This window comes from Microbacterium murale, from assembly GCF_030815955.1.
In the GTDB taxonomy this organism is placed as follows: domain Bacteria; phylum Actinomycetota; class Actinomycetes; order Actinomycetales; family Microbacteriaceae; genus Microbacterium; species Microbacterium murale_A.
Genome location: NZ_JAUSXK010000001.1, coordinates 2706496 through 2722689, shown reverse-complemented (window position 1 = coordinate 2722689; position 16194 = coordinate 2706496). Strand labels below are relative to the sequence as shown.

At 67.6% G+C, this 16194-nt stretch carries 17 protein-coding genes; 3 read left to right on the top strand and 14 right to left on the bottom strand.

Features of this window, described 5'->3' with window-relative positions:
- Positions 1-12: 12 nt before the first annotated feature.
- From QFZ46_RS13320 to QFZ46_RS13305, 4 genes are read right to left on the bottom strand one after another with little or no spacing between them, the layout of a single operon-like run.
- Entirely contained in the window at positions 13-1530 is a 1518-nt protein-coding gene (locus QFZ46_RS13320) for a glycoside hydrolase family 3 protein (protein ID WP_307362263.1), read from the bottom strand.
- Positions 1527-2363: a carbohydrate ABC transporter permease gene (locus QFZ46_RS13315; protein WP_307362260.1), complete on the bottom strand. Its 837-nt coding sequence runs from the start codon at positions 2361-2363 to the stop codon at positions 1527-1529. The genes QFZ46_RS13320 and QFZ46_RS13315 overlap by 4 nt, the downstream gene beginning before the upstream one ends.
- Entirely contained in the window at positions 2360-3340 is a 981-nt protein-coding gene (locus QFZ46_RS13310) for a carbohydrate ABC transporter permease (RefSeq protein WP_307362259.1), read from the bottom strand. The genes QFZ46_RS13315 and QFZ46_RS13310 overlap by 4 nt, the downstream gene beginning before the upstream one ends.
- 23 nt (positions 3341-3363) lie before the next feature.
- Positions 3364-4650, bottom strand: coding sequence for a sugar ABC transporter substrate-binding protein (locus QFZ46_RS13305; RefSeq protein ID WP_307362256.1), 1287 nt, complete (start codon positions 4648-4650; stop codon positions 3364-3366).
- Between the two features lie 148 nt (positions 4651-4798).
- On the opposite strand from QFZ46_RS13305, the gene QFZ46_RS13300 reads away from it, so the two are divergent.
- From QFZ46_RS13300 to QFZ46_RS13290, 3 genes are all read left to right on the top strand, one after another.
- Positions 4799-5665, top strand: a complete 867-nt coding sequence (locus QFZ46_RS13300; protein WP_307362254.1) for a spermidine synthase — start codon at positions 4799-4801, stop codon at positions 5663-5665.
- A gap of 82 nt (positions 5666-5747) precedes the next feature.
- The gene (locus QFZ46_RS13295; protein ID WP_307362253.1) at positions 5748-6275 is read left to right on the top strand and encodes a hypothetical protein; all 528 of its coding nucleotides are present in this window, start codon (positions 5748-5750) and stop codon (positions 6273-6275) included.
- A gap of 45 nt (positions 6276-6320) precedes the next feature.
- Entirely contained in the window at positions 6321-6815 is a 495-nt protein-coding gene (locus tag QFZ46_RS13290) for a SprT-like domain-containing protein (protein WP_307362251.1), read from the top strand.
- A gap of 9 nt (positions 6816-6824) precedes the next feature.
- On the opposite strand, the gene QFZ46_RS13285 is transcribed toward QFZ46_RS13290, so the two are convergent.
- The 10 genes from QFZ46_RS13285 to QFZ46_RS13240 form a co-directional block, all read right to left on the bottom strand.
- Positions 6825-7481: a 2-phosphosulfolactate phosphatase gene (locus QFZ46_RS13285; protein ID WP_307362249.1), complete on the bottom strand. Its 657-nt coding sequence runs from the start codon at positions 7479-7481 to the stop codon at positions 6825-6827.
- A 128-nt stretch (positions 7482-7609) separates the two neighbouring features.
- A complete protein-coding gene (locus tag QFZ46_RS13280; protein ID WP_307362246.1) occupies positions 7610-9067 on the bottom strand; it encodes an ABC transporter permease in 1458 nt (485 codons plus the stop codon).
- Positions 9064-9825 (bottom strand): ABC transporter ATP-binding protein, encoded by a 762-nt coding sequence (locus QFZ46_RS13275; protein WP_307362244.1) that lies wholly within the window; start codon positions 9823-9825, stop codon positions 9064-9066. The genes QFZ46_RS13280 and QFZ46_RS13275 overlap by 4 nt, the downstream gene beginning before the upstream one ends.
- 95 nt (positions 9826-9920) lie before the next feature.
- Entirely contained in the window at positions 9921-10556 is a 636-nt protein-coding gene (locus QFZ46_RS13270; RefSeq protein WP_307362242.1) for a response regulator, read from the bottom strand.
- Positions 10553-11767, bottom strand: coding sequence for a sensor histidine kinase (locus QFZ46_RS13265; protein ID WP_307362239.1), 1215 nt, complete (start codon positions 11765-11767; stop codon positions 10553-10555). Before QFZ46_RS13265 ends, QFZ46_RS13270 begins: the two co-directional genes overlap by 4 nt.
- A gap of 60 nt (positions 11768-11827) precedes the next feature.
- Positions 11828-12619, bottom strand: coding sequence for a class I SAM-dependent methyltransferase (locus QFZ46_RS13260; RefSeq protein ID WP_307362236.1), 792 nt, complete (start codon positions 12617-12619; stop codon positions 11828-11830).
- 43 nt (positions 12620-12662) lie between these two features.
- Positions 12663-13823: an AMP-binding protein gene (locus QFZ46_RS13255; protein WP_307362234.1), complete on the bottom strand. Its 1161-nt coding sequence runs from the start codon at positions 13821-13823 to the stop codon at positions 12663-12665.
- A gap of 11 nt (positions 13824-13834) precedes the next feature.
- Positions 13835-14746: a 1,4-dihydroxy-2-naphthoyl-CoA synthase gene (locus tag QFZ46_RS13250; protein WP_307362233.1), complete on the bottom strand. Its 912-nt coding sequence runs from the start codon at positions 14744-14746 to the stop codon at positions 13835-13837.
- An 85-nt stretch (positions 14747-14831) separates the two neighbouring features.
- The gene (locus QFZ46_RS13245) at positions 14832-15797 is read right to left on the bottom strand and encodes a permease prefix domain 1-containing protein (protein ID WP_307362231.1); all 966 of its coding nucleotides are present in this window, start codon (positions 15795-15797) and stop codon (positions 14832-14834) included.
- A gap of 1 nt (position 15798) precedes the next feature.
- Positions 15799-16131: a PadR family transcriptional regulator gene (locus QFZ46_RS13240; protein WP_307362229.1), complete on the bottom strand. Its 333-nt coding sequence runs from the start codon at positions 16129-16131 to the stop codon at positions 15799-15801.
- Between the last annotated feature and the right edge of the window lie 63 nt (positions 16132-16194).

The window sequence follows — 16194 nt, the reverse complement described above, 5'->3', positions numbered from 1 at the left end:
CCAGCCGGCCGGTCAGCGTCCGAGCAGGAGGGCCCGGGCGGCCTCGGCGCCGACGCGACTCGCCGCCGCGACCTCGACGACCGGAAGGGGCAGCGGATGCTGCGCCGGCAGCCCCACGTTCACGACGACGGCGTTCGGGTCAAGCTCGGCCGTGATGTCCACGAGCGCCCGCTGCGCGTCGGCGACGTCGGGCCGATCGATCAGCAGGACGAGGCGGCCTTCGGCGGCGATCGCGGCGTTCAGCGCCGTTTCCCGTTCCTCATCAGTCGCGCGGTCGACGTCCAACCGCACGCGGAAGCCGACCTCGGCGAGCCCGTCCGCGACATATGACGCGGCGCTGTCGACCGCGAGAGTCGAACGCCGGCGAGCGTCGACGACGGAAAGAGCGGATGCTGCGGCATCCGTCGCGCCCTTCACGCGCAGAGCACGCCGCACGATCTCCGCAGCGTCGTATGCCGTCCTGTCAGCGGCATCCGCCTGCGCGACCTCGACCGGCGCAGCAGTCGTCTGCGCTCCACGGGCTGCACCAGCGACCTTCGCCGCCAGCATCCGCACCCGATCGCGCGCCTGTTCGACGCGCTCGCGCGGCAGCGTGCCGTCGCGAAGCGCGGCGACGATCGCCTCACGCGCGGTGAGGTAGTCGATCTCGTCCTGGTCGGCCAGTGCCGCGGCGCCCGGGTTAGTCGGATTGCCGATGCACAGCAGATCCGCCCCCGCGGCCAGCGCCTGCACCGCCCCACCACCGATGCCGACCGACTCGCGGATCGCGGCCATGTCGAGCGCGTCGGTGATGATGACGCCGTCGAAACCCATCGCCCGCAGGCGGTTCAGCACGTCAGGGTTCAGCGTCGCCGGCCGCTCGCCCCAGGCGGGGACGACGATATGCGCCGTCATGATCGAATCGACGCCGGCAGCGACTGCGGCGCGGAACGGCGCGAGATGCACTTCCTCGATCTCGGCAGGGTCCAGAGCGATCACGGGCAGTGCATGGTGCGAGTCGAGATGGGTGTCGCCGTGGCCGGGGAAGTGCTTCACGCACGCTGCCACTCCCCCGCCTTGCAGGCCGTCGACAGTCGCGACGACGTGCCGGGAGACGAGCGCGGCATCCGCCCCGAACGAGCGCACACCGATCACCGGATTGCGCGGGTCGGTGTTCACATCGGCGACGGGGCCGAGCACGACGTTGATGCCGGCCGCGTGCGCACGACGGGCGAGCTCAGCGCCGGTGGCCTCGCTCGCAGCGACGTCGTCGACGATTCCCAGCTGCGCGGCTCCGGGCAGGGTCGAACCGGTGCCGACCTCGAGGCGGGTGACGCTGCCGCCCTCCTCGTCGATGCCGATCAGCGCATGCGGATTCGCCACCCGGATCTGAGCGCTGAGCGCCGGCAGCTCAGCGGAGATGTTCTGCCCGAAGTACACGACCCCTGCGAGGTCGTCCTCGAGCGCCGCGGTCAGCCATGCCGGGGCCTCGGTTCCGAAGAACCCCGGCCACAGCACACTGTTGGCGAGACGTGTGAGCTCGTCCGTCATCCCTTCACTGCTCCCGCGACCATGCCGCTGGCGAGCCTGCGCTGCACGATGACGAAGAAGATCATGACGGGGATCGTGATGATCGTCGAGGCGGCCATGATGCTGCCCCAGTCGTTCGAGTGCAGACCGAAGAACGACTTCAGGCCGATGGCGACCGTGTACTGGTCCTCTGCACCGCCGAGCATCGTCATCGCGAAGATGAACTCGTTCCATGCCGTGATGAAGCTGAAGATGCTCGTGGCGACGAGGCCGGGCATGACCAACGGCAGCAGCACCGAGCGGAACATGCGCCACCAGCTCGCGCCATCGATGTACGCGGCCTCTTCGAGCTCGACCGGCACGGCGGCGACGAAGCCGCGCAGCATCCAGATGCCGAACGCGAGTGAGAGCGCGACGTAGACGATCATCAGGCCGATGATGCTGTTGAGCAGCCCCAGGCTCTTCACCTGCAGGAACAGCGGGATGACGAGCGCCTCGAGCGGCACCATCTGCACCACGAGGATCAGCATGAGGATCGTGGTGCGGAACTTGAACTTGAACCGCGCCACCGCGACTGCGGCGAGCAGACAGACGAGCGCGCTCACCAGCACCGTCACAAGAGCGACGATCGCGGAGTTGCGCAGGAAGACGCCGAAGCCGCCCTCGGTGAAGACGAAGGTGAAGTGGTCGAACGTGAGCTCTTCAGGGAAGAACGAGCGACCACCGCTGGAGGCGTTCTTGTCGAAGGCGCTGGAGATCATCCAGTACACCGGGAAGAGCGTGAAGATCAGGACCGCGGCGACACCGACGCCGATACCGACCTTCGACAGGACGGACTTGTTGTTCGGGTTCACAGTTCGTCCTCCTTCATGAGCGAGCGGATGTACACGATCGTGATGCCGATCAGCGCCAGAGTCAGCAGCACCGCGAGTGCGGCACCGAATCCATAGCGGTTCTGGCCGAACGACTCGACGTACGACCAGACGCCGAGGTTGAGCACGGAGCGATTCGATCCGGAACCGCCCGGCATGAGATAGACCTGCGCGAACACCTTGAAGTCCCAGATGGTCGACAGGATGATCACGACCGAGAAGACCGGACGCAGAGTCGGGAAGATGATGCCCCAGAACCGGCGCCACGCGCCGGCACCGTCGAGCGCTGCAGCCTCGAGCATCTCCTTGGAGACGCCCAGGAGACCTGCGAGCACCGTGATGGCGACGAACGGGAAGCCGTGGTGCACGACGTTCAGCAGCACGATCGCATAGAAGGACCACTGGTTCGTGAACCAATTCACCGAGCCGTCGATCAGGCCCAGGCTCTGCAGCATGTCGTTGAAGATGCCGCGGTCGGCATCGAAGATGAAGGTCCAGACGTAGGTGCCGGTGACGGCGGGCATCGCCCACGCGATCATGATGCAGCTGGAGACGATCACTCGCCAGGTCGTACCGAGTCGCTGCAGCAGCAGTGCGACGAGCGTACCGACAGCCACAGTGGCGAACACCGCGACGGCGGCGAAGCCGACGGTGTTGGGGAGGACGACCGTCCACAGCGTGGGGTTGGTGAGTGCCTCGACGTAGTTGTCGAAGCCGATGAAGTTGGTCTCTCCGGTGTTGATCTCTCGCAGTCCGTAGTCCTGCAGCGAGTAGATGAAGACCTGCACCAGCGGCCAGAGCATGAGCACCGCGAGGATGGCGAGCCCGGGGGCGAGGAGCAGCCAAGGGCGAGCCTTGGCGATGGAGAGGACCCGATTGGATCGGCGGCCGCCGGCCACGGAGGCGGGGGTGTTCCCCGCCTCCGTGGGTGTCGGCAGCGGTGCGTGCACCGTCGACATAGAGGGTATTGCCTAACTGGTTGTTACTGGTTGAGCAGCTCGGTCATCTCGGCTGCGGCATCCTTCGTCGCCGTCGCGACGTCCTTCTGCCCGCTGAGGATCGACTGGATCATCGCGTTGGTGGTCTTCTTCGCCTGGACGGCGCCGAAGTTCGGAGTCACCGGCACGGATGCGCCGCCGTCGACCATCTGCTCCGCGAACGGGGCGACCAGCGGGTCGGTCGAGGCAAGGGCCTCTTCCATCGCCGAGGCGACGCCCGGGAAGTAACCGGTCTGCTCAGCCCACTGCTCGGCGTACTCGCCCGTGGTCATGAACTGGACGAACTCCCACGCGAGGTCGGCGTTCTTCGTGGTGTTGAAGATCGACAGGTGCGATCCACCGAGCACGGACGGGGCGATGCCGCCGTCCTGGCCGGGGATGACGGCCGCGCCGAGCTTGCCCTCGAGGTCCGGGTTGGTCTCGATGAGAGCGTTCGGGGTCCACGAGCCGGAGAGCATCATCGCGACGTTGCCCTGCGTGAAAGCATCACGGATGTCGGTCTCCTTCCAGGTGGTGGCACCCGCGGAGGAGAAGCCGTGCTTGGTGGCCAGGTCGGTGTAGAACTGGATGCCGGCCTGCGACTCCTTGCTGTCGAGCTCGCTCGTCCACTCGCCGCCATCTTCAGTGGCGATCTCGCCATCGGCGCCCCAGACCCAGGGGTAGACGAAGAACTCGGAGTCTCCGGCGACGGGGAACGCGAGCATCTCGGGGTGTGCGGCCTTGATGGCCTCACCCGCGGCGACGATGTCATCCCAGGTCTTCGGAGCCTCGAGTCCCAGCTCTTCGAAGATGTCGGCGCGGTAGACGATCGAGCGGACACCGGCGTACCACGGCATGCCGTAGAGCTCTTCTTCGTAGGTGCCTGCGACCTCGAGGCCCTCGACCAGGTCGTCACGGAGTCCGTCTTCGGCGTCGACGTACTCGTCGATCGGCACAAGCGCGCCGGCGTCGGCGAACTCGGCGGTCCAGGTCGTGCCCGTCTCGGCGATGTCGGGGGTGGTGCCACCCGCGATCGAGGTCACGAAGCGGTCGTGGGCGTCCGCCCACTGCACCTCTTCGAACTCGACCGTCGCACCGGTCTCCTCCTTGAACGACGCGGAGACCTCGTCGAGGAAGGCGGTGGCGTCGGGGTTCGTGCCCTGCATGATCCAGACGCTCAGCGTCTGATCCTCACCGTCGGCCGAACCATTGCCCGTGTCGCCGGAACATGCGGCGAGGCCCAGTGCTGCCGTGACGCCCAGCGCCACGATGGGAAGAATGCGCTTCTTCATCTGGTGAATCTCCTCATTGAAAGTGCCTCGGCGCGCAACGGTTGCATGCCGATCAGGAAAAAGTATTCATCACTAACAAAATACCTGCAACTTCTGCGGATGATCGTCATACACCTGTAACACGCGCCCGAAGCATAGGCTCAGGGGCATGGGACGGACGCGCGCGAAAGACACCGAGCATCCGCGCGCGAAGCTGGATCACGGCGGATTCGCGCTGATCACGCCCTCGGAGTTCACCAGCGGCTACGAGTTGATCGTCGATGACACCCCGCAATCGCACGTCGACCTCGAAGACCCGACACATCTGCATTTCGAGTACGTGATGCGCATGGGCGCGGTGATCGATCAGCTCACTTCCGCCGGTGCACCGCTGACCGCTGTGCACCTCGGCGCCGGAGCACTGACCGTCCCCCGGTACATCGAGGCGACGCGCCCCGGCTCCCGGCAGCAGGTGATCGAGTGGGAGGCGCCGCTCGCCGCGCTCGTGCGCGAGCACCTTCCGCTACCGCGCGGAGCGGCGATCCGGATAAGGATCGGAGACGCGCGCGCGGGGGTGCAGAAGCTGCCCCCTGCACTCACCGGCGCGTGCGATCTAGTCGTCTCGGACGTCTACTCCGGCGCCCAGACGCCGGCGCACCTGACCAGCGTGGAGTTCTACCGGGAGTTGTCCGACCTCCTCGCCCCGACCGGGGTGCTGCTCGTCAACGTCGCCGACGGCCCAGGGCTCGCATTCGCGAGACGCCAGGTCGCCACGATCGCCCATGTGCTTCCCGAGGTCGCACTGCTGGCAGACACCCAGGTGCTGAAGGGCCGTCGTTTCGGGAATCTGGTGATCGCGGCATCCACCTCTCCCCTGCCGTCGGAATGGCTGCCACGCATGCTGGCGGCAGGTCCCCACCCCGCGAAGATCGCACAGGGTGCAGAGGTCACCGCGTTCGCGAAAGGCGCGCGCATCGTGACGGATGCGGATGCTGTGGCGTCTCCGAAGCCGGACGCGTCGATCTTCCTGCGCTGAAAGTCCGCCTCCGGGGCGTGCCGCCCGCTCGTCTGCGGATCAGACAGGCAGACTGGAGAGAGGCGCCGCGGAAGGAGAGCACATGGGTTACATCAAGGGTTACGACTCACAGACTCTTCGTGAGCAGGTCGATCAGGTCGAATGCGCGGAACGACTGGTCGAGATCGAATCGCAGCGCAGCCTGCCTGCACTGCTCGAGCGGGTCTGGCTGCTCAAGGTGCTCGACCAGCTCGACGACGCGTTGAAGCTCTCCGACGAATCGGTGCGCGTGGCACGGATGGCCGGCACTCGTAAAGACGTCCTGAGGGCGCGGGTACTGCACGCCACGATCCTGCAGTACCGCGGTGCACACGCCGCCGCCGAGCAGGAGCTGGCGACCTGCGCATCCGAGGCCGAAGGACAGGGATGGACCTCGATCGCGGCGTTCGCGTACCAGCACCACGGCAAGAACGCCTACGACGCCGGCGACTTCGAGGACGCGCGCACAAGCCTCAAGCAGGCGCTTTTCCTGCGACGCGAGGCCGGCGCGGCCGATGCTGAACTCGAGGTCGCGCTACTCGCGATCGAAGCGGCGGAGAAGCGCCGCAGCGGACAGCTCGTCGGAAGTTGACCCGCACGCTCCCCTAATGTCCGCGGGATGATTTAGCCTTGGCGCATGGCGGAACTTGACCGTGTGCGCATCTGGGGCGAGGCGTTGATCCGGTTGCATCTCGACGACTCCTGGTCGTTCGGCTTCGACCACGCGAAGCGTCGCGCGGGGCAATGCGATTTCCGCGCGAAGCGGATCACAGTGTCGCGCTATCTCGCGGCACGGTTCGACGACGATGAGATCCATCAGGTGCTGCTTCACGAGGTCGCGCATGCTCTGGCCGGGCACCGCGCCGCGCACGGAGCGAAATGGAAGATCATCGCCCGCGACCTCGGCTACGTCGGCGGAACGACCCACCACGGAGAGACAGCGGAAGAGCTCGCACCGTGGATCGGAACATGCCCCGCGGGTCACGTGACGTACCGGCACCGGCGTCCGAGCAGGTCCACCTCGTGCGTCAAGTGCTCGCGCACCTTCGACCCGCGCTTCGAGTTCTCCTGGACTCGTCGCGAGATCACCGCCGACGTGCGCCTCGCCGCCCAGATGCCGCGCGAGCAGTAGTCGCGGCTGTCAGGAGAACGCGACGAAGGCCCCGTCGCTGAGCACGGGTACGACATCCGTCGCGTCGACCTCGGCAGCGGCCGCGGTCTCGGTCGGTACGAGACCCGCCGCGCTGATGCGTGCGGTCGCGGCGACGCCGTCGGCGAGTTCCTTGCCTGATCCGGATGCTGTGAGCAGATGCCGCATCGCCCGCCGCAGCCCGCGCGCCGATTCGCAGACGGCCGCCGCCTCAGGGGAGGTGTGGTCGGCGCCCAGGTCACTGAGCGCCGCGATGATCGTGCCCGCGCCGAGCTGATCCTCGACGGCGAAGCGGAGGTCTCCGGCATCCGTCATCTCGCCCGCCGCGATCACGGCGACCGAGGTGCGCTGCTGCCTGCGGGTCTGGAGTTCGAGGACGGTCTTCGCCACCGCCGAGGCGTTGCGCAACGATCCGAGGAGCACCGTCGAATCGCCTGCCGCCGCGGCCACTGCCGCGCCGTTGCGTGACCAGCCTTCGGCGTCCGCCAGTGCGACCGTGCGGCCGGAGGCCACGGCATCCGTCACGGTCGACGAGAAGCGCAGCACGTCCACCACGACGACCACATCGGCCGGTGCGAGCCGGCGGAGGCCGGCGACACCCCACTCGAAGCGGACCTGGTACGCGGACTGATCGAACGGCTGCGGCATTCTTCTAGCCTACGAGACCCCTCCCCTCATCCCCGCCGCCGAGACCCCGCGTTACTGCCGAGACCCCGTCGAAATCGCGCGAACAGCGTGGGGTCTCGGCATCAAGATGGGGTCTCGGCGAAATGGACTCAGTCCACTGCCAGCGCCTCGACCGGAGCCACCCTGGTCGCGAGCCGCGTGGGGGTCGCTGCGGCCACGAGCGTCAGTACCGCGGTGGCGACGACGATCACGACCACCGGGATCCACGGCACGGCCGGCGCGACGAGCCCTGCGGTGTCGAAGTTCGGCGGCATCCGCACCGATCCGAGAAGCGACTGCGCTGCGATCCAGCCGTAGAGCACGCCGAGCGCGAGTCCGGTCACGGTAGCAGCGATCGTGATGTGCAGCGCCTCGAGCAGGATCATCCGCCGCACCTGACCGTTCGACAGGCCGATCGCCCGCAGCAGCCCGAGTTCCCGACGGCGCTGCACCACTCCGATCGTGAGCAGGTTGACAAGTCCGACCGCGGCGATGACCGCCGAGATGCCGACCAGCACCATCATCACTGCCGCGAAACTGTCCATGATGAGCGCGAACTCGGAATCGAGTTCGCCCCCAGCAGCCTTGGCCAGCAGCGCCTTGACCGATTCGAGTGCCACGGCGAACATCGTTACGAGTGTCACACCCATGACGACGCCGATCGTCATCCGGCTGGAGCGCTCCGGGTACCGCAGGGCGTTCTCCGCCGCGAGGCGCGCCGTCGCCGAACGGCCGAAGAGCTTCCCGACCACGCGCAGCACCGGCGGCATCACCAGCACGGCACCGAGCGACAGACCGGTGAATGACAGCAGCCCGCCGAAGAACGCCACGACCACGCCCAGCGGCGTGACCAGGCCGACGATCACCCCGAACACCAGCAGCGCTGCACCGGCGATCAGCAGAAGCAGCGCGCCGACGTGACGCGTGGGGCGCCGAGCCGCATCCTCGTGCGAGCGCTCCACCGAGCCGGAGATCGCCTGCAGAGGCGTCACTGTGAGCACGCGCCTCGATCCGACCCAGGCCGCGACCCACGTCGTCAACGCGACACCGAGCGCCGGGATCAGGACCGTCGGCTGCATCAGTGTGAACCCTGGCACCTGACCCAGCATCCGATCGGCGACCGTGACCCCGGCCCAGGCGACGAGCAATCCCGCAACGAGGCCGATGATCGTGCCCAACGCACCCACGATCAGCCCTTGACGCGCGACCTCGGCGCGCTGGGAGCGCGCGCTGCCGCCGATCAATCGAACCAGGGCGATGTGCCGAGTCCGCCCGGCGATGACGGTCGAGAATGTATTGGCAGTGACGATCGCCGCGACGTAGAGTGCGACGCCGATCAGCAGCACCGACAGCATGGCGACCACGACAGCAAGCGTTCCGCTGTCTCCGATGTACGGGTCCGCCCGCAGCATCGCACCGATGTACACGGTCGCCTCGACGAGCACCACGCCGAACGCCGACGAGAGTGCGGCGACCAGGATGCTGGCGTCCATGCCGCGGTCGCGCAGCCAGGTGAGGCGAGGGCCCGTCGCGGCCGTGTCGGAGACGACGGCGGTCACGGCGCTCATGCGGCCACCTCGGCTGCGAGCATGTAGGCTGCGATCTGCTCGGCGCTCTGACGGGGGTGGTCGGCGACGATGCGGCCGTCGCCCAGGTACAGCACCCGATCGGCGTGGCTGGCGGCGATCGCGTCGTGCGTGACCATGGCGATGGACTGACCGTGCTCACTGCTCGCGGTGGACAGCAGCTGCAGCACCTCGCGCCCGCTGGCGGAGTCGAGATTGCCGGTGGGCTCATCCGCGAAGACGAGGTCGGGGGCTGTGGCGAGCGCGCGTGCGATCGCCACTCGCTGCTGCTGTCCGCCGGAGAGCTCGTGCGGGCGGTGGCGCAGTCGCGCACCGAGACCGAGCGTGTCGACGAGACCGTCGATCCTGGCGCGTTCGATCGCGCTGGGCCGACGACCGTCGAGTTCGAACGGCAGCAGGATGTTGCCGATCGCGTCGAGCGTGGGCACCAGGTTGAACGACTGGAAGATGAACCCGACCCGGCGACGCCGCAGGATCGTGAGATCGAGGTCGCCGAGACCCGTGATCTCGGTGTCGCCGATCCAGGCGCGGCCCTCCGTCGGGGCATCGAGGCCGGCCATGATGTGCATGAGCGTCGACTTGCCTGAGCCGCTCGGCCCCATGATCGCGGTGAACTGTCCGCGACGGATGCCGACACTGATGTCGTCGAGCGCCGTGACGGCGCTCTCTCCGGTGCCGTAGGCCTTCGTGAGGTGCTGCACACGGGCTGCGAGCCCGAGGTCTGTGGTCGTGATCTCCATACCTACGACGTTATGAAGATCGGATGCCGCGCCGCATCGCCCGCCCGGAGCATCCGCCTACATCGCAAGGATGATCCTGCCGCGAGCGATGGGGCTCAGTTCAGCCCGTGCTCGAACGCGAACACCACGAGCTGGACCCTGTCGCGCAGTGCGAGCTTGGTGAGGATGCGGCTGATGTGCGTCTTCACGGTCGCCTCGCTGAGGAACTCCCGCCCTGCGATCTCCGAGTTGGAAAGTCCGCGTGCTGCGAGCGCGAAGATCTCCCTCTCGCGGTCGGTCAGCGAGGTGTACGCGGCGGGCACCGGCTTCGCCGCCTCAGTGAAGTGCGCGAACAGCTCGCGGGTGGCGGATGCTGCGATCACGTTCGACCCGGAATGCACGGTACGGATCGCCGCGAGCAGGAACTCCGGCTCGGCATCCTTCAGCAGGAACCCGCTCGCTCCCTGTCGGATCGCACGCGCCGCGGCTTCGTCGAGGTCGAACGTCGTGAGCATCACGACCTTCGGTGCGTCCGGCGTCTTCAGCAGCTCCGCCGTTGCAGTCAGCCCGTCCATCACCGGCATCCGAATGTCCATCAGCACGACGTCAGGCGCAGCCTGCGCGACCGCGGCGAGCGCTTCCTGACCGTTGCCCGCCTCCGCGACGACGTCCATATCGGGTTGTGATGACACCAGCATCCGAATGCCGGCGCGGAACAGCGCCTGGTCATCGACCAACAGCACGCGGATCATGCATCTCCTCCAGTTGCGACCGGCATCTCCTGCGCGGCTCCGATCGGCAGCGTCGCAGTGACGACGAACTCCTCGCCGTCCCGCCCTGTGGTGAGCGAGCCGCCGACGAGCTGGGCACGCTCTCGCATTCCGACCAGGCCGTGCCCGCCGGATGCACCCAGCACCGGTGCCGGAGCGATCTCGTTGCGCACCTCTACCTCGACCCGATCAGCCAACCATGCCAGGCGGATGTCGACGACCCGGCCCGCACCGTGCCGGATGGCGTTGGTCAGTGCCTCCTGCAGGATGCGGTAAACGGCGAGCTGAATCGCTCCAGGGGGCTCACCCGGCGGCATGGGGTCGACCGTCACCCGGGGCTCGACGCCCGCCTGCCGCACCTGCGCGAACAGCTGCTCGAGGTCGGCGATGGTGGGCTGAGGTCCGTCTCCCTGGCGGTGACGCAGCTGGGTGAGCAGCATCCGCACATCGGAAAGCGCGGAGCGGGCGGTCTGCGAGATCGTGCCCAACGCCTCGGTCGCCACCTGCGGATCGGAGGCCGCGGCGTAGCGCGCCCCATCGGACTGCGCCACGATCACGGCAAGTGAATGCGCGACGACATCATGCATGTCGCGGGCGATGCGCACGCGCTCCTGCTCTTCTGCCGTGGCGATCTCGGCCAGAGCCTGAGCGGCGCGGCTGACACGCCAGCGCAGCACCATCCGCCACCCGAAACCTCCCAGCCACGGCGAGCCGAGGGCGAGGATGCTCATGAACGCGAGCAGCACGAAGGTGGCGACCGTGCTGGGGATTCCGGCCGAGAAGAACTGGCCGTTGGTGAAGCTGATGTACGTCGCGGAGACGATGCCGCCGACGAACGCTGAGACGAGACCGGCCCAGAAGACGCGCGTCGTGCCCCAGGCGGCGGTCGCGTACAGCACGCCGAGAATCGCGACGTTGATCGGAAGAGGACCGAGGCCGGCGGCCATCTGCACGATAGCGCCGAGCCAGGCGACGGCCAGCGCTATGCCCGGCGCGAGCCGCCCGATCGCGACCGCGCCGCACTGCAGCACCGCAGCGACGACGAGCCCGCCGATGCCCACGGCCTCAGGAACCGTGGAACTGAGGTTTCCTGGTGCATAGAACACCACGGATGTCGGTGTGAACACCGCGAACAGCACGAACGCCCCGATGATGTCGAGGATGAGCGAAGTGCGGGACAGCGGACGGATCACCCTCTCACGCTACGCGAGGCGACCGCTCGTGAGCATCCGCCCAGCGATGTATCCGCGGTGTCAGGCGCGCGCCAGTATCTCGCCGTGCGGCACGAGATACCATCCGTCGGCGGCGTCCGACCAGGTGCGCCAGGCTCGGCTGATGCGCTGCAGATCAGCCGTCGTCGCGAAGCCGTCGTCGACGAGCTGGCGCGCGAGCGCCGATTCGACGATGCGGTCCGCCCACATGCCGCCCCACCATGCACGCTCGTCTGGCGTCGCGTAGCACCACGTGGACGCAGTCGTTGCGACATCCTCGAACCCGGCGGCCCGAGCCCACGAGAGCAGTCGGCGTCCGGCATCCGGTTCTCCACCGTTCGCACGCGCTGCGGCTCGGTACAGCTGCAGCCACTCGTCGAGTTCCGGTGCCAGCGGGAACCAGATGAATCCGGCGTAATCCGCATCGCGCGCGGCGACCAGTCCGCCCGGCTTCGTGACCCTCCGCATCTCGCGAAGCGCGAGCACCGGGTCGGCGACGTGCTGCAGCACCTGGTGGGTGTGCACGATGTCGAAGCTGTCGTCTGCGAAGCTCAGCGCGTGCGCATCCTCGACAGAGAAAGCGATGTTCGACACGCCCTGCACTGTCGCGAGCTGCTGGGACAGCGCGAGCTCCGGCTCGCCGATCTCGGTCGCGGTGACGTGGGCGACGTGCTGCGCGAAATCCATCGTGATCGTGCCGGGTCCCGCGCCGACATCGAGCAGTCGCGCATCGGGGTGCAGGTGAGGGCGCAGGTACTCCGCAGAGTTCGCGATGGTGCGGTTGCTGTGCGAGCGCAGCACCGATTCGTGATGCCCGTGTGTGTAGGTGGCCATGGTCTCCCTCTCGTGTGCTCTCAACGCAGCTCGGCGTGTGTGCTCAACGCAGCTCGGCGGCCAGGCGTCGGATCGCCTCGCGGTCGGGCTTTCCTGAGCTCAGCGTCGCGATCTCGTCGACGATGATCATGCGCGCAGGACGGGCGGGCTTGCCCAGTTCTTCCGCGACCACCTCGCGCGCATGTTCGAGCTGCTCGGGCTCACTGCGTCTGAGCACCTCACCTCGCTCGGCGACGATGACGGATGCTTCGCCCCACCGCTCGTCCTCGACACCGACAACGACTGCGCTCGTGAGACCCGGGATGCCGCGGACGATTCGCTCGACCCTGTCGAGTGAGATGTTGACGCCACCGGAGACGATCACGTTGTCGGCGCGGCCGTGCACTCTCACGACGCCGTCTTCGATGATGCCGAGGTCGCCGGTTCGATACCAGCGGATGCCGTGCTCGTCGCGCACGAATGTGGTGTCGGTGAGCACCGGATCCCCGAGGTATCCGTCGGCGAGCATGGGCCCGGCGATGCGCAGCTCGCCGTCCACGGTCTTCACCGCGACCGTCTCGAGCGGCACGCCGTCGTACACGCACCCACCACTCGTCTCGGTCGAGCCGTATGTGCGCACGAGGTGCACGCCGAGCTCTGCGGCGCGTTCCCGCACCGGCTCCGGGAGCGCCTGACCTCCGACGAGGATCGCGGAGTACGCCTGAAGCGCCGCGTGGACGGTCGTGTCCTCGATCGCCGCGTCGAGGAGGGTGGCGACCTGCGCGGGTACGAGCGACGTGAACAGCTGCTCGCCGCGACCTCGCAGCATCGGCAGCGTCGCCTCGGCGAAACTCCGGGCCGAGAACCCTGTCTCCAGCACCACCGGCGTGGTTCCCGAGAGGATCGAGCGAGCGAGCACCTGGAGACCCGCGACGTATCCGGCCGGCAGCGCGAGCAGCCAGTTGCCGGAGCCGATGCGACTGGCCGTGGCTTCGGCTCCCGCCCGCAGCGCCTCTGCGCTCAGCACGACGCGCTTCGGGATGCCACTCGATCCGGAGGTCCCGATCACGACGGCGGTGCCTTCGTCGACGGTCTCCGCCTCGTCGTCGGACATCCCGAGGGCCAGCATCCCGAGCCCCAGCGCCGGGCCGCCGTCAAGCGCCCGAGCGAGATCCTGCTGCAGCTGAGCCGCGTCGTCGGCCGAAGTGGCGATGAGTCGTGTCATCCGTCAGTCCTTCAGAAGTGCCAAGGAAATGACGTCCAGTCGGGGTCGCGTTTCTCGAGGAATGAATCGCGTCCCTCCACGGCCTCATCCGTGCCGTACGCCAGTCGAGTCGCCTCGCCGGCGAACACCTGCTGGCCGACCAGGCCGTCATCCACCGCGTTGAACGCGAACTTGAGCATCCGGATCGCCGTGGGCGACTTCGTCAGCACCGTTCGCGCCATCTGCAGCGCCTCGCGCTCGAGCTCGGCATGCGGCACCACGCGGTTCACCGCACCCATTTCGTAGGCGCGCTGCGCGGAGTACTCCTCCGCGAGGAAGAACACCTCGCGGGCGATCTTCTGCCCGGTCTGCCTGGCCATGTACGCCGAGCCGTAGCCGGCGTCGAAGCTGCCGACGTCGGCATCCGTCTGCTTGAACCTGCCATGCTCTGCACTGGCCACGGTCAGGTCGCACACCACGTGCAGCGAATGCCCGCCGCCTGCCGCCCATCCCGGGACCACAGCGATGACGACCTTGGGCATGAATCGGATCAGTCTTTGCACCTCGAGGATGTGCAGGCGTCCGGCTCGCGCGGGATCCGCGACGGTGGTCTCGTCCTCGGAGTACTTGTAGCCGTCGCGGCCACGGATGCGCTGGTCACCCCCGGAGCAGAACGCCCATCCGCCGTCCTTCGCGCTCGGCCCGTTGCCTGTGAGCAGCACGGCGCCGATCTTCGGATCCTGGCGCGCGATGTCCAGTGCCCGATACAACTCGTCCACGGTGTGCGGCCGGAAGGCGTTGCGCACCTCGGGCCGGTCGAACGCGATCCGGGCGACGCCGCCGTCGTGCGTGACGTGCGCGGTGATGTCGGTGTAATCCTCGGCGCCGGGCGCTGGCACCCATTCGGCGGGATCGAACAGGTCGGAGACGGATGCAGTGGCCACGGCATCCAGCCTATTCCTCGAGGTGCGCACCTCACGCAGGAAGCGCCGCCTCCGCGGAGACGGCGCTTCCTGCATCCGATCCAGCTCAGGCGCGGCTCGCCCGCGCCGTCTTGGTCCAGCCGTCCACAATGTCCCACACCGGGAAGGCGGCGAGGCAGAAGCCGGTGACGACTGTGAGGACCTGCATGGTGTCCCCCTTGACCCCGTTGTCGGTGAACACGAAGCTCAGGAACTCAGGGTTGATCAGTTCGCCGCGAACGAGAAGCGTGAGCGACCAGACGGCGAAGCCCACCGCCAGCAGAGTGTTGATCACGGCTGCGCCGACCGTCCACCGCCGCTTCGCGTAGACGGCGACGGACAACAGCGCCTCGGCGACGATCAGCGCGAAGAAGACCGCGATCCCCCACGGCCACAGCCCCGGGTTCAGCAGCGGGATGTGTTCGCCGCCCGTCGGGAAGAACCCGATGAAGGCGTCCCAGAACACCGCGCCCACACCGATCACCAGGAACACGAGCGACGCGATGGCATCCTGCCGTCCGGCACCGTTCTGCATCGGCTCAGGCAGCTGGTCGACGTCCCACTTCAGCCCGGTGTCGGCGCCCACGCGCTCGAGCACGAAGAAGATCAGAGTCACCCAGAAGCAGATATGGACGATGACCGAGAGCGCGACGGCGATCGAGGCGCCGATGATCTCGCCGACCGATGCCCCATTCACCGCCTGCGCGATCGCCACACCCACCACCGCGCAGACGGGCACGATGATCAGCAGGAGCTTCAGCAGACGCCACCACGCGAGGTAATACCGCGGGCCGATGAGGTGCAGCGGACGGTCGGCGTATCCGGCGGCGAGGATTCCGGGGTCGCCGAGGCCGGTGAGCACCGCGCGCTCGGCGTCTTCCGGAGAATCGCCCTGGTCGAGCCGCGCGTCGATCGCATCCTCGATCGACGCCTCGAGCTCCGCCCGGACGTCCGACTGCGCCTCTGGCCTGAGGCTGCGGATCGTGGCGCTGATGTAGCGCTCGGTGAGCGAGGAGGTCGTGGGCGTTGTCATGTCAGTTGTCCTCTTCTGTGAGCGTGGCGATCGCAGTGGTGAGCGCGAGCCACTCCTGGGTGAGTGTGTCGGCGAGCCGGGTGCCGGCGTCCGAGGTGCGGTAGAACTTGCGAGGACGAGCCTCGTCGGTGTTCCACTCGCTGGTCAGGTACTCCTGCTTCTCCAGACGACGAAGCAGCGGGTACAGCGTGTTCGCGTCGGTGGCGAATCCGCGGCGCTCGAGTTCTTCGAGCAGCGCGTACCCGTATCCCGCCGTGCGCAGCAGTTGCAGACAGGCGAGCACGACCGTGCCGCGCCGCAGCTCCTGCAGGTGCGTGTCGAGGGTTTCGTTCATGACCATCACATTACTGTGCCTCACACACTATTGTCAACGACGCATTGATGGACGAATGATCAG